The sequence below is a fragment of the Duganella sp. Dugasp78 genome (assembly GCF_059491455.1).
Genome location: NZ_CP168506.1, coordinates 6,440,895 through 6,452,926 on the forward strand (window position 1 = coordinate 6,440,895; position 12,032 = coordinate 6,452,926).

At 64.5% G+C, this 12,032-nt stretch carries 13 protein-coding genes; 6 read left to right on the top strand and 7 right to left on the bottom strand.

All coding sequences use genetic code 11. The annotated features are described in order from the left end of the window. Window positions 1-129 precede the first annotated feature (129 nt). The 3 genes from ACEN9O_RS28530 to cysS all read right to left on the bottom strand — a co-directional run bounded on the left by ACEN9O_RS28530 (window position 130) and on the right by cysS (window position 3,219). The gene (locus ACEN9O_RS28530; RefSeq protein WP_008447525.1) at window positions 130-1,104 is read right to left on the bottom strand and encodes an acetyl-CoA carboxylase carboxyltransferase subunit alpha; all 975 of its coding nucleotides are present in this window, start codon (window positions 1,102-1,104) and stop codon (window positions 130-132) included. Window positions 1,105-1,168: 64 nt separating this feature from the next. Next, a complete protein-coding gene (locus ACEN9O_RS28535) occupies window positions 1,169-1,828 on the bottom strand; it encodes a DNA-3-methyladenine glycosylase family protein (RefSeq protein WP_495615159.1) in 660 nt (219 codons plus the stop codon). After that, window positions 1,828-3,219: a cysteine--tRNA ligase gene (cysS, locus tag ACEN9O_RS28540; RefSeq protein WP_495615160.1), complete on the bottom strand. Its 1,392-nt coding sequence runs from the start codon at window positions 3,217-3,219 to the stop codon at window positions 1,828-1,830. Before cysS ends, ACEN9O_RS28535 begins: the two co-directional genes overlap by 1 nt. A gap of 277 nt (window positions 3,220-3,496) precedes the next feature. On the opposite strand from cysS, the gene ACEN9O_RS28545 reads away from it, so the two are divergent. The 3 genes from ACEN9O_RS28545 to ACEN9O_RS28555 are packed head-to-tail and all read left to right on the top strand — an operon-like array spanning window position 3,497 to window position 5,452. Beyond that, window positions 3,497-4,126 (top strand): peptidylprolyl isomerase, encoded by a 630-nt coding sequence (locus ACEN9O_RS28545; protein WP_495615161.1) that lies wholly within the window; start codon window positions 3,497-3,499, stop codon window positions 4,124-4,126. Between the two features lie 42 nt (window positions 4,127-4,168). Beyond that, window positions 4,169-4,663 carry a peptidylprolyl isomerase gene (locus ACEN9O_RS28550; protein ID WP_495615162.1) on the top strand — a complete coding sequence of 165 codons (495 nt, stop codon included), beginning with the start codon at window positions 4,169-4,171 and terminating at the stop codon, window positions 4,661-4,663. 12 nt (window positions 4,664-4,675) lie between these two features. Continuing rightward, window positions 4,676-5,452 carry a UDP-2,3-diacylglucosamine diphosphatase gene (locus ACEN9O_RS28555; protein WP_495615163.1) on the top strand — a complete coding sequence of 259 codons (777 nt, stop codon included), beginning with the start codon at window positions 4,676-4,678 and terminating at the stop codon, window positions 5,450-5,452. On the opposite strand, the gene ACEN9O_RS28560 is transcribed toward ACEN9O_RS28555, so the two are convergent. Further along, complete coding sequence (locus ACEN9O_RS28560) at window positions 5,439-6,047, bottom strand: transglutaminase domain-containing protein (protein ID WP_495615164.1); 609 nt, start codon at window positions 6,045-6,047, stop codon at window positions 5,439-5,441. The two genes, ACEN9O_RS28555 and ACEN9O_RS28560, sit on opposite strands and share 14 nt — an antisense overlap. Before the next feature lie 129 nt (window positions 6,048-6,176). Here ACEN9O_RS28560 and ACEN9O_RS28565 point away from each other — a divergent pair, with 129 nt between their 5' ends. Continuing rightward, window positions 6,177-6,905: a substrate-binding periplasmic protein gene (locus tag ACEN9O_RS28565; RefSeq protein ID WP_495615165.1), complete on the top strand. Its 729-nt coding sequence runs from the start codon at window positions 6,177-6,179 to the stop codon at window positions 6,903-6,905. Here ACEN9O_RS28565 and ACEN9O_RS28570 read toward each other — a convergent pair whose 3' ends face one another. Both ACEN9O_RS28570 and ACEN9O_RS28575 read right to left on the bottom strand, forming a co-directional pair. Continuing rightward, window positions 6,906-7,658, bottom strand: a complete 753-nt coding sequence (locus tag ACEN9O_RS28570; protein WP_495615166.1) for a tetratricopeptide repeat protein — start codon at window positions 7,656-7,658, stop codon at window positions 6,906-6,908. A gap of 80 nt (window positions 7,659-7,738) precedes the next feature. Further along, window positions 7,739-8,248, bottom strand: a complete 510-nt coding sequence (locus tag ACEN9O_RS28575) for a DUF6622 family protein (protein WP_495615167.1) — start codon at window positions 8,246-8,248, stop codon at window positions 7,739-7,741. 255 nt (window positions 8,249-8,503) lie between these two features. Here ACEN9O_RS28575 and ACEN9O_RS28580 point away from each other — a divergent pair, with 255 nt between their 5' ends. Both ACEN9O_RS28580 and ACEN9O_RS28585 read left to right on the top strand, forming a co-directional pair. Next, the gene (locus tag ACEN9O_RS28580; protein ID WP_495615168.1) at window positions 8,504-10,039 is read left to right on the top strand and encodes a DUF1800 domain-containing protein; all 1,536 of its coding nucleotides are present in this window, start codon (window positions 8,504-8,506) and stop codon (window positions 10,037-10,039) included. Window positions 10,040-10,048: 9 nt separating this feature from the next. Then, complete coding sequence (locus ACEN9O_RS28585; RefSeq protein ID WP_495615169.1) at window positions 10,049-11,437, top strand: DUF1501 domain-containing protein; 1,389 nt, start codon at window positions 10,049-10,051, stop codon at window positions 11,435-11,437. A 3-nt stretch (window positions 11,438-11,440) separates the two neighbouring features. Here ACEN9O_RS28585 and ACEN9O_RS28590 read toward each other — a convergent pair whose 3' ends face one another. Further along, window positions 11,441-12,001 carry a DUF1439 domain-containing protein gene (locus tag ACEN9O_RS28590; RefSeq protein ID WP_495615170.1) on the bottom strand — a complete coding sequence of 187 codons (561 nt, stop codon included), beginning with the start codon at window positions 11,999-12,001 and terminating at the stop codon, window positions 11,441-11,443. Window positions 12,002-12,032 lie beyond the last annotated feature (31 nt).

A 12,032-nucleotide genomic window follows, 5' to 3' on the forward strand; every position in this document is an offset into this window, starting at 1 on the left:
TGTGGACTCCAAATGCGAACCGGGGGCAGCGCGTGCGCGTGCCCCCGGTTGTTGTGTATGGATTCCCGCTTTCGCGGGAATGACGGTAGCGCGTCATTCCCGCGAAAGCGGGAATCCATGCCGAGTATCTTATTCCTGCGGCGTGGTTTCCTTGAACTTACCGTAGCTCATCAGCTTTTCGTGACGGGCTTCCAGCAGGTCCTTGGTCTTCATGCCGTGGAACTGACGCAGCGAATCGGCCAGCGCGCGCTTGAGCAGCGTGGCCATCTGCTTCGGATCGCGATGCGCGCCGCCCAGCGGCTCGGTCACGATCTTGTCGATCAGGCCCATCGCCTTCAAACGGTGCGCGGTCAGGCCCAGCGCTTCGGCCGCGTCGGCGGCGCGCTCGGATGTCTTCCACAAAATCGAGGCACAGCCTTCCGGCGAGATCACCGAGTAGGTCGCGTATTGCAGCATCAGCACCGCGTCGCCCACGGCGATCGCCAGCGCGCCGCCGGAGCCGCCTTCGCCGATGATGGTGGCGATCAGCGGCACTTTCAGTTCCGCCATCACGTACAGGTTGTGGCCGATCGCTTCCGACTGGCCGCGCTCTTCCGCGTCGATGCCCGGGAACGCGCCCGGCGTGTCGACGAAGGTGAAGATAGGAATGCCGAACTTCTCAGCCAGCTTCATCAGGCGCATGGCCTTGCGATAGCCTTCCGGCTTCGGCATGCCGAAGTTGCGCATCGCGCGTTCCTTGGTGTCGCGGCCCTTTTGGTGGCCAATGACCATGCAAGCCTGGCCGTTGAAGCGCGCCAGGCCGCCCACCACGGACAGGTCGTCCGCGTAGCTGCGGTCGCCGTGCAGTTCGTGGAAGTCGGTGAAGATTTCGTTCACATAGTCCATCGTGTATGGACGCTGCGGGTGGCGCGCGATCTGCGCAACCTGCCAAGGAGTCAGCTTGGCGTAGATGTCTTTGGTCAGTTGCTGGCTCTTTTTGGCCAGACGGTCGATCTCCTCAGAGATGTCGACAGCCGAATCGTCCTGCACGAAACGCAGCTCTTCGATTTTGCCATCGAGTTCGGCGATCGGTTGCTCAAAGTTGAGGAAAGTCGTTTTGGTCATTGTACCTCCGTGATTATTCTCAGCCGTGCGGGCACAAAAACGCCTCGCACAGCGATTAGAGCATCTATTCTACAGCAACCGGGTCCAGGCTACGCCATAAGTACCAGGTCGCCACCGTGCGCCACGGCTCCCAGTTGGCCGAAACCTCGCGTGCATCGCTGCGGGACACAGGTTCGCCGGAAAAATAGTTCTGGCTGATGCCCTGGATCAAACCGGGGTCATCGAGCGGCAAAACATTCGGTCGAAGCAGATTAAATATCAAAAACATCTCGGCTGTCCAGCGGCCGATGCCGCGGATCTGCACCAGCTCGGCGATGACGGCTTCATCATCCATCTGGTCCCACTGGCTGGTGTGGACGCGCTTGTTCTTGAAGTGGTCGGCCAGGTCGAGGATGTATTCGGTCTTGCGCTTGGACAGGCCGCAGCCCGCCAATTGCTCGGCGCCGGCCTTGATGATCTGCGCCGGCGTGCACTTCGGGCTGACCAGCAGCAGCTTCTTCCAGGCGGTGTCGGCCGCCTTGGTGGTCACTTGCTGGCCGACGATGGAACGCGCCAAGGTGGTAAACGGGTCGTCGTGGCCGACCAAGTGCAGGTCGCCAAATTGCGGGATCAGCTTTTTCATGATGCGGTCCCGCTTCATGAGCTCGATCTTGGCCTCTTCCCAGTACGGCGGCACGGCCGATACCGGGCCGTCTGCGCCCTCGTTATCCTTGGCGGTGACCATTATGCGCGGCGCCAGTTGGTCGTGCCGTCAGGCTTGTCTTCGAGGATGACGCCGGCCGCCAGCAGGTCGGCGCGGATCTTGTCCGATTCGGCGAAGTTGCGCGCCTTCTTGGCTTCGATGCGTTTGGCGATCTGCTCGGCGATCGCGCCGTCGCCCGACGCGTCGGCCTCACCGACCGAGGCCTGGCGGAATTGCTGCGGCGTGCGGCCCAGCAGGCCGATGACGCCGGCCAGTGCCTTGAGCTGACGCGCCACGGCGGGCGATTTCGACTTGTTCAGCTCGCTCACCAGGTCGAACAGCACGGCCAGCGCGACCGGCGTGTTGAAGTCGTCGTCCATCGCCTCGGCGAAGCGCAGCGCGTGCGGCTCGCTCCAGTCCAGCGCGGCGCCGTCGCCCTCCACGCCGTCCAGCGCGGTGTACAGGCGGGTCAGCGCGACGCGGGCGTCGTCCAGGTGCACGTCCGAGTAGTTCAGCGGGCTGCGGTAGTGGGCGCGCAGGATGAAGAAGCGCACCACCTCGGCGTCGTACTTCTTCAGCACGTCGCGGATGGTGAAGAAGTTGCCCAGCGATTTGGACATCTTCTCGTTATCCACGCGCACGAAGCCGTTGTGCACCCAGTAGTTGACCATGGTGTGGCCGAACGCGCCTTCCGACTGCGCGATCTCGTTCTCGTGGTGCGGGAACTGCAGGTCGGCGCCGCCGCCGTGGATGTCGAAGTGTTCGCCCAGCAGCGCCGAGCACATCGCGGAGCACTCGATGTGCCAGCCCGGACGGCCCTTGCCCCACTTGGAATCCCACTTGACCTCGTCCGGCTCGGACTCCTTGGACGCCTTCCACAGCACGAAGTCCAACGGATCGCGCTTGCCGGTGTTGACGTCGACGCGCTCGCCGGCGCGCAGGTCGTCCAGCGACTTGCCGGACAGCTTGCCGTAGTTGGGGAAGTTGCGCACCGCGTAGTTGACGTCGCCATCCTCGCCCTGGTACGCCAGCTCCTTCGATTCCAGCGTCTCGATCAGCGCCAGCATCTGCGGCACGTATTCGGTGGCGCGCGGCACCAGCGTGGCCGGCAGGATGCCCAGCGCGCCGGTGTCCTCGTCCATGTAGCGGGTGAAGCGGGTGGTCAGCTGCGAGATCGTCTCGCCGTTCTCGACCGCGCGCTTGATGATCTTGTCGTCGATGTCCGTGATGTTGCGGGCATAGGTGACCTCGTAGCCGGAGGCCATCAGCCAGCGGTACATGACGTCGAACGCCATCATCATGCGGGCGTGGCCGATGTGGCAGTAGTCGTAGATGGTCATGCCGCAGACGTACATGCGGACTTTGCCTGCCTCGATGGGGATGAATGTCTGCTTGTCACGCGCCAGCGTGTTGTAAATCTTTAAATTGCTCATCGGGCTCTTGCGTATTCTGTGCTTGTTCTTGAGCGCGTGCCGCAGTCCCGGGCAATACGGGAACCGGGCGCGGCGCGGTAGGCGCGCACCTGGAGTTCATCGCATCGTTGGGGACCGGCTGACACTCGGTAGTTATTACTCGATTATTCTTTCCACCTTCTAAGGGGTAGAATGAACAAGTATAGCATTGATAAAAACAGCATAGACCCAATCTGACTGAGGATTTTTGGCAAGTCGGACTGTTCAACACGGATAAACCCACCACGAGGAAGTAACAATGCACCAAACTCAGCCATCGCTGTTCGCCAAACTGATGACCATGTTTGCCGGCGTCGCCCTCTCCGGCGCGGCCCTGGCAGCCGCCCCGGCCGCCAGGGCCGCCAACACTGCCACGCCGCAAGTTGAAATCAAGACCTCGATGGGCGACATCGTGGTCGAACTGAACCACGAGAAGGCGCCTAAATCGGTCGACAATTTCCTGGCCTATGTGAAGGCCGGCTTCTACAAGGGCACCATCTTCCACCGCGTGATCGACGGCTTCATGATCCAGGGCGGCGGCTTCGACGAAAAGCTCAAGCAAAAGAAAACCAACGCGCCGGTGCCGATCGAATCGCAGAACGGCCTGACCAACAACACCTACACGCTGGCCATGGCCCGCACCGGCGATCCGAACTCGGCCACGTCGCAGTTCTTCATCAACGTGGCCGATAACGAGGCCCTGAACTACCCCGGCCGCGACGGCTTCGGCTACACCGTGTTTGGCAAAGTCATCAAGGGCCAGGAAGTGGTCGACAAGATCAAGGGCGTGCTGGTGGACGACAAGGGCAGCTTCCAGAACATCCCCGTGATTCCGGTCGTGATCAAGTCGGCGACGATTTTGAAGACCCCGATCCAGCCAAAACTGTAAAATAGCGGCCTGCCGTATCTTTTAACTCATCAGGATAACAACATGACCAACGTAATCATCACCACCAACAAGGGCAACATGACCGTCGAACTGAACGACGAGAAAGCGCCTAAATCGGTAGCCAACTTCCTGAAGTACATGGAAGCCGGCCACTACGCCAACACCATCTTCCACCGCGTGATCGACGGTTTCATGATCCAGGGCGGCGGTTTCGAGCCGGGCATGAAGCAGAAGCCAGCCGACGAGACCGTCGAAAACGAAGCCAAGAACGGCCTCAAGAACGACACCTACACCCTGGCCATGGCCCGCACCTCGGCGCCGCACTCGGCATCGGCCCAGTTCTTCATCAACGTCAAGAACAACTCCTTCCTGGACTACCCAGGCCAGGACGGCTGGGGCTACGCCGTGTTCGGTAAAGTCATCGAAGGCACCGAAGTGGTCGACGCCATCAAGAAGGTCAAGACCACCCGCAGCGGCATGTTCGCCGACGTGCCGGCGGAAGACGTCATCATCGAGAAGATCGAACTGGCCGCTTAATCAGCCTAGCCGATGAGCGACACCAACATGCGCGCGGACCAGGTCTGCGCGCTGTTCATCTCCGATCTGCATTTGCAGCCCGCGCATCCCGCCACCAGCGTAGCGTTTTTCGACTTCCTGGAGCGGCATGCGCGGCGCGCGCAACAGTTGTACCTGCTTGGCGACCTGTTTGAATACTGGGCCGGCGACGACGACATCAGCGATCCCTATCACCAAGACATCATTGCCGCGCTGCGCAGCGTGAGCGATGCGGGCGTGGCCGTCCACTGGATCGCCGGCAACCGCGATTTCCTGGTCGGCGCCCAGTTCGCCGCCGCGGCGGGCCTGACCCTGCTGCCGGAAACCTACGTGACCGAGATCGCCGGCCAACGCCTGGTGGTGCTGCACGGCGACGCCCAGTGCACCGAGGACGTCAAGTACATGGAGTTCCGCGCCATGGTGCGGCAGCCCGCGTGGCAGCAGCAGTTCGTGGCGATGCCGCTGGCGCAGCGCAAGGCCATCATCGCCGGCATGCGCGAGAACAGCCGCAAAGACCAGGGCAGCAAATCCTACGAGATCATGGACGTGACGCCGCAGGCGATCCGCGACGTGTTTGCCGCCACCGGCGCCGACGTCATGATCCACGGCCACACCCACCGCCCCGCCCTGCACATGGTGGACGGCAAGCGCCGCTACGTGCTGCCGGACTGGGAGCCGGACGCCCAGCCACCGCGCGGCGGCTGGATCGCCATCGACAGCCACGGCGCCATCACCCGCCACGCGCAGGACGGCGCCGTCATTCCAGCGTAATCGCCACCCCATCCACCGGCGGCGCGGCGTCGATCGGCGTCACGCAATAAGCCGAGATCGACGGCAGCTCGCGCATGCGCCGCACCAGCTCCGGCCATGGCTGCGCCCACACTTGCGGATACAGCTGCTCGCCCGGCGACACCACCGGAAAGGCCAGGTTCTCCGCGCCCGGCGTGAATTCGCACTGCACCGTGGGCTTGTTGCCGCGCGCATCGCAGCGATACCAGCCGCCCTCTTCCAGCCACACCGCCACCAGGCCGTGCGTGCAGAACGGCGAGCCGGCGTCGCGCAAGGTCAGGCGCTGGTAGCAGAAGCCGGACGGGATGCCATTGGCACGCAGCAGCGCCACCAGCAGGTGGCTCTTGGCGGTGCACAGGCCGGTGCCCAGCGCCAGCGCCTCGGAGGCGTTGCAGCTCACCTCGTCGCGCTGGTAATCGATGCTGTGCTCGATCTGGTCGCGCACCCAGTCGAAGCAGCGCTGCGCCGTCGCGCGCGGCGTGCCGGCCTGCAGCGAGCGGGCCAGGGCCTCCACTTCGGGATGGTGAAAATCGACGACATCGCTGGCGGCGACGAATGCGGGCAACAAGGCGTTCATGGGTCTCCTCTTTAATAAACGAACAAGATTCTCCCACAGTTCTAGCTGCGGCGCAGCGGATGGCCCTATAATCGGCGCATGACGATACGCACCTGTTTTTTCCGCAGCGCTCTTGTTGCCAGCACAGCGATGTTGAGCAGCAGTGGCTGGTGCGCGCCGCCGACGCTGACCGTGGCCTGGCGCGACAAGCCGCCCTACCACTACGTTGAACAGGGCAAGGCCAAGGGTTTTCTGCTGGAGCGCGCAAAGGCTATTTTCACTCTGGCCGGCGTCCCTGCGCAGTTCGTCAACGAACCGCAGAAACGGATCTGGGCCAACCTCACGCACGGCGCCACCAATTACTGCTCGATCAGCTGGTACCGGCTGCCGGAACGTGAGGCGGTGGCGCAGTTCACCGCCCCCATCCACGAAGACCTGCCGCACACCGTGCTGATTGCGCAGGATGCCGTGCAGCGGGTCACGGCGCATCCGACGCTGAGCTCACTGCTGGACGACACCAGCCTGACGCTGGGCGTGGTCGAAGGCGTGTCCTACGGGCCGGTGCTGGACCAGATGATCAAGAACGGCAAAGTCCACGTCATGAGCCGCACGGTGGAAACCACGCTGATGATGCGCATGCTGTCGGTGGGGCGCGCCTCGTTCATGTTTGTCGACCGCGAAGACTTGAACTATTTCCGCCCGAAGGAAAAGCTGTTGCAGTCGACCGTGCAGTACGACTTTGCCGACATGCCGCCGGGGATGAAGCGCCACATCGCTTGCAGCAAGGACGTGGCGCCCGAGACCATGGCCAAGCTCAACCAGGCCATCGCGGCGACCGGCGGCGCCTACAACGCCGGCCACAGCGCCAAGCAGAACTAATCAGCGCCTGACAGCGCCCATTGCCGCGTTCAGGCGGCGTATCAATTCCTGGTTCATATCGCGCGTGTGGCGGGTCCAGCGCTCCATCGTGCGTTGCAGTTCGGCGTGCAACTGGCTGGCGCGCGCCGTGTCGCCGGCGCCGGCCGCCCAGATCGCGAACTCGGCCTGCACGGCGAAGCTGTTGTAGCGTCCCAGCGCAAACTCGAACTCCGCCCTCGCCTCGTCCTGGCGGCCGGCCGCGGCCAGCGAGCGGGCCAGCAGCAGCGATACTTGCTCGCCGCGGAAATTGGCGTCGGCGGCGCGGATGGTTTGCAGATGCGTCACCGCGGCGGCGGCGCGGCCGCAGGCCAGCGTGGCGCGCGCGGCGCCGTAGCGGATTTCCAGGTCGCCGGAGAATGGTCCTTGCAGGCAGGCCTCGTAGGTGGCGGCCGCCTCGTCGGCGTTGCCCGCTTCCAGCTGGGCGACGGCCAGGCGCATCTGGTTCTGCGCGGTGGGCGTGTAGGCGTAGGCGTCGCGCGCCTCGCGCAGTTCGCGGCCCGGATCGAGCGAGCGGGCCGCCGCCGTCACCACCTTGCGGGCGCCGTGGTTGAGTTTTGAGTCCGGCAGATAGATCGCGATGAAGTAAACGATGCTGCCCAGTCCGGGAAACATGAACAGGATCATCAGCCAATACATCTGCTGCCCGCTGCGGATCACGTGGATGGCGAAGAAAAGCGCCACCAGCACATGCAGTCCAATTCCAAATATCGTCATAAAGGCCAGCTCCCACATTTCATCAATGTCGCGAATTGTAGAAGCTCTTGCCCCGCACCACAAGGAAACTTGCTAATTAATTAAGCAACACTGGCTGCCGGCTGCCCCAGCCAGGCGGCCACATAGCGTGCCAGGCGGCCGATGAACACGCCGTTGAACAGGCCGAACAGCGCGGTGAAGGTGGCGGCAAACGCCAGGTTCTGCTGCAGCTCGGGATGCATGGCGGTCAACACCGCCACCACGTACTTGGTGACGAAGATGGCGACCATCAGCATCAACGGCGCCCAGCTGCCGCGCTGTTGCACGGTGCCGGCGGCGCGGTTGATCCCGATGACGATGCCGCTGCCGAGTTTCCACGTAAGCGCTGCGCCGGCCACCGCGCCCAGGGCCCAGACGCCCCAGACGCCGCCGCCCAGCGCACCATGCTGGTTGAGGCTCGACAGCGACAGCCACAACATCACCGCTGGAATGATGAACAGATTGCGGAAGGCGATCTCGCGGTCGCGGCTGGCCAGCACGCCGCGATACACCAGGAAGGCCAGCAAGGCCCAAACATAAGTAGAAGTGTGGCTGACAATTTGCTGAATCATGATCTGCTCCGCATGGCTGGTTAAGGTGACGCCACTATGCCGTTCGCGGCGGCAGCGCGGAGCGCGATGCGACGAAATGCGGCAAAACGGCGCGAAATGCGGACGCGCGGCGCAAAGCGCATGGTTTCCACCGTGGAAGCGTTGCGCCGCAATGCTTCGTTACAAATAATCGGTGGCGAGGTAAGCGGACTCGGCATAAATTACTACACAGCAATGTCTGAGCCCTCCCCTTTTTTTCTGCAGGAGTATGCAGTCATGATCCCGACACCGACCGCGGCCGCCGCCGCCCGCTTCCTGGCGCAAGCCTCGATGGGAGCCAACCGCGCCGAGATCGCCAGGGTGCAGACGCTGGGCTACGCCGGCTGGATCGATGGCCAACTGGCCGCGCCGCGCTCCGGCACCCGCTGGGACTGGCTGATGGCCAAGGGCTACAACGATATCGCCAACCGCAATTCGGAAAACGGCTTCGACGCCTGCGCCTGGCGCAAGCTGATCGCGGCGCCGGACACGCTGCGCCAGCGCGTCACGCTGGCCCTGTCGGAAATCTGCGTGGTGGCGATCGACGGCCTGGTCGGCGCCGGCTGGCGTTCCTTCTCGGCGGCGGCCTACCTGGACCTGCTGGAAGACTACGCATTCGGCAACTACCGTGCGCTGCTGGGCGCCATCTCGACCAGCGCGGCCATGGGCCAGTACCTGACCTTCCGCGGCAACGTCAAGCAAAACCCCACCACCGGCGCCCTGCCCGACGAAAATTATGCGCGCGAGCTGATGCAGCTGTTCAGCATCGGCCTGGTGCAGCTGAACCTGGACGGCACGCCCAAGCTGAGCAATGGCGTGCCCAGGGAAACCTATGGCCTGAGCGACATCACCGGCCTGGCCCGCGTGTTCACCGGCTGGGACTTCGACATGGCCGGCCAGACCAACGCCGTACCGGACTTCCTGCGGCGGCCGATGACGCAGGTGGCCAAGCGGCACGAAACCGGCGCCTCCACCTTCCTCGGCAGCACGGTGCCGGCCGGCCTGTCCGGCGCCGACGCGCTGAAGGCGGCGCTGGACATCATCTACGCCCATCCCAATGTGGCGCCCTTCATCAGCCGCCAGCTGATCCAGAAGCTGGTGACCAGCAACCCGTCGCCGGCCTATGTGGCGCGCGTGGCCGCCGTGTTCAACAGCGACAGCCACGGCGTCAAGGGCAACCTGGCGGCGGTGGTCAAGGCGCTGCTGCTCGATCCCGAGGCGCGCTACGACACGCAGGCCGGCCCCAACGCCGGCAAGCTGCGCGAACCGATGCTGCGCTTCATCGGCTGGGCGCGCGCCTACAACGCCGCCTCCGCCTCGGACGCCTGGGCCATCGGCAACACCAGCGATGCCTCCAGCCTGCTGGGCCAGAGTCCGCTGCGCTCGCCGTCGGTGTTCAACTTCTACCGGCCCGGCTACGTGCCGCCCAACAGCGCGGTGTCCAGGGCCGGACTGGTGGCGCCGGAATTCCAGCTGACCAATGAAACCTCGGTGGTCGGCTACGTCAACTACATTCAGCACGCGGTCAGCAAGGGCGTCGGCGACGTGCTGCCGGACTACAGCGCCCTGCTGCCGCTGGCGGCCAACGGCCAGCAGCTGGTCGACGAAATCAACCTGGTGCTGGCGGCCGGCCAGCTGAGCAGCGCCAGCGTCGGCCTGATACGCGGCGCCATCGACACCATGCCCGCCAGGACCGACGCCGCGCTGCACAACCGCATCTACGCCGCGCTGACCCTGGTCATGGCCGCGCCCGAATACCTCGTCCAACTCTAGGGAGCCGCCATGACCACCAACTCTTCCCGCCGCGCCTTCCTGCAGCGCGCCTCGATGCTGGCCATGAGCGGCGTGGCCGCGCCGCTGGCCGTCAACCTGGCGGCGATGGCCGAGACCTCGGCCGCCAACGCCAGCGACTACAAGGCCATCGTCTGCGTGTTCCTGTACGGCGGCAACGACTACGCCAACACCCTGGTGCCGTACGACGCCGCCAGCTACAACGCCTACTACGCGCTGCGCTCCACGCTGGCCTACCAGCACAGCGCGCTGACCGGCACCGTGCTCAACACCGGAGCGCCGCCGGTCGACGTCAACGGCGTCGCCCACCAGTACGCGCTGGCGCCGGAACTGGCGCCGCTGCTGCCGATCTTCAACGCCGGCAAGATGGGCGTGCTGCTCAACGTCGGCACGCTGGTGCATCCAACCAGCAAGCAGCAGTACCTGGCCAAGTCGGTGCCGCTGCCGTCCAAGCTGTTCTCGCACAACGACCAGCAATCCGAGTGGCAGTCGTCGATGCCGGAGGGCGCCACGTCGGGCTGGGGCGGCCGGCTGGGCGACCTGTTCGAAGCGGGCAACGGCAACGCCACCTTCACCTGCGTCAACGTCTCCGGCAACGCGGTGTTCCTGTCGGGGAAAGAGGCGGTGCAGTACCAGGTGTCGACCAAGGGTTCGGTACCGTTCAGCGCCTTGCAGAGCCCGATGTTCGGCTCGGCCAGTTGCAGCAGCGCGCTGCGCACGCTGATCACGCAGCCGCACGCGCACGCGATGCAGTCCGACTATGCGAGCGTGACCCAGCGCGCCATCTCCGCCAACGACGTGCTGACCGCTGCGCTGGCGGGCGCGCCGGCCATCAACACCGCCTTCCCCGCCAATAACAACCTGGGCGATCAGCTGAAGATGGTGGCGCGCATGATCTCCAGCGCCGCGGCATTGGGCGCCAAGCGGCAGGTGTTCTTTGTGTCGATGGGTGGTTTCGATACGCACGACGGCCTGGTCAAAGTGCATCCGGGCCTGCTCAAGAGCGTGGCCGACGCGATGGCGGCCTTCTACCAGAGCACGGTGGAGCTGGGCGTGGCCAACCAGGTGACGGCCTTCACCGCGTCCGACTTCGGCCGCACGCTGAGCGGCAACAACGACGGCTCGGATCACGGCTGGGGCAGCATGCACTTCATGCTGGGTGGCGCCGTCAAGGGCGGCCGCTACTACGGCACGGCGCCGGTGGTGGCCAGCGGCGGCCCGGACGATGTCGGCCAGGGCCGGCTGCTGCCGACCACCTCGATCGAACAATACGCGGCCACGCTGGGCAGCTGGCTGGGCGTGTCGAACACCGACCTGCTGGCCATGCTGCCCAACCTGGCCAACTACAACGCCAGCGCGCGCAACCTGGGGTTTGTGTAAGCCTTATTGCGCCGGTTGCAGGTTGGCGACCAGCGCGCCCGGCCTGGTGCTGATCCCGGTCAGCACGAACTGCACGCCGGCGTAGCGCAGGTCTTCCGGGCGGAAGGTGTGCACCGGCACATCCTTGAGCGCGCCCTCGCCCAGCAGGTTGACCACGCTGGCGATCTGGTTCTGCTTGCCCTCGTCCATGCCGTCGACCACGAAGCGGTCCATATGCGCATCGCTGATGTAGATGGTGTTGCGCACATTGTCCACCTTCAGCCGGCCCGACAAGGCCATGCTGCCATGCCACGACTGCCGCGCCAGCAGCGGCGACACGTTCACGTCCAGGGTCAGCGCCACGCGGTCGTTCTCGGCCAGGATGTCCAGCTGCGGATGGCTCAACTCCACTTCAAACACGCCCAGCACGCGGTGGCGCACGGGGAACTTGCGGTCCAGGTTCTGCTGCATGCGCGCCTGCGGCAGCTCCACCTGGCGCGGGCCGATCAGCGACGAGCAGGCGGCCAGCGCGCCCACCAGCATAAGCGGCGCGGCGATTCGGAGGTAACGTTTAAGATGAATCATGTCGTCTTTCTGAATTAACGGATCGCCCACA

Excerpts from the sequence above, each read along its gene's own strand:
- ACEN9O_RS28545 (WP_495615161.1), top strand. The coding sequence starts at position 3,497 with ATGCACCAAACTCAGCCATCGCTGTTCGCCAAACTGATGACCATGTTT.
- ACEN9O_RS28555 (WP_495615163.1), top strand. The coding sequence starts at position 4,676 with ATGAGCGACACCAACATGCGCGCGGACCAGGTCTGCGCGCTGTTCATC.
- ACEN9O_RS28560 (WP_495615164.1), bottom strand. The coding sequence starts at position 6,047 with ATGAACGCCTTGTTGCCCGCATTCGTCGCCGCCAGCGATGTCGTCGAT.
- ACEN9O_RS28580 (WP_495615168.1), top strand. The coding sequence starts at position 8,504 with ATGATCCCGACACCGACCGCGGCCGCCGCCGCCCGCTTCCTGGCGCAA.
- ACEN9O_RS28565 (WP_495615165.1), top strand. The coding sequence starts at position 6,177 with ATGTTGAGCAGCAGTGGCTGGTGCGCGCCGCCGACGCTGACCGTGGCC.
- ACEN9O_RS28550 (WP_495615162.1), top strand. The coding sequence starts at position 4,169 with ATGACCAACGTAATCATCACCACCAACAAGGGCAACATGACCGTCGAA.
- ACEN9O_RS28590 (WP_495615170.1), bottom strand. The coding sequence starts at position 12,001 with ATGATTCATCTTAAACGTTACCTCCGAATCGCCGCGCCGCTTATGCTG.
- cysS (WP_495615160.1), bottom strand. The coding sequence starts at position 3,219 with ATGAGCAATTTAAAGATTTACAACACGCTGGCGCGTGACAAGCAGACA.
- ACEN9O_RS28530 (WP_008447525.1), bottom strand. The coding sequence starts at position 1,104 with ATGACCAAAACGACTTTCCTCAACTTTGAGCAACCGATCGCCGAACTC.
- ACEN9O_RS28575 (WP_495615167.1), bottom strand. The coding sequence starts at position 8,248 with ATGATTCAGCAAATTGTCAGCCACACTTCTACTTATGTTTGGGCCTTG.
- ACEN9O_RS28535 (WP_495615159.1), bottom strand. The coding sequence starts at position 1,828 with ATGGTCACCGCCAAGGATAACGAGGGCGCAGACGGCCCGGTATCGGCC.
- ACEN9O_RS28570 (WP_495615166.1), bottom strand. The coding sequence starts at position 7,658 with ATGACGATATTTGGAATTGGACTGCATGTGCTGGTGGCGCTTTTCTTC.
- ACEN9O_RS28585 (WP_495615169.1), top strand. The coding sequence starts at position 10,049 with ATGACCACCAACTCTTCCCGCCGCGCCTTCCTGCAGCGCGCCTCGATG.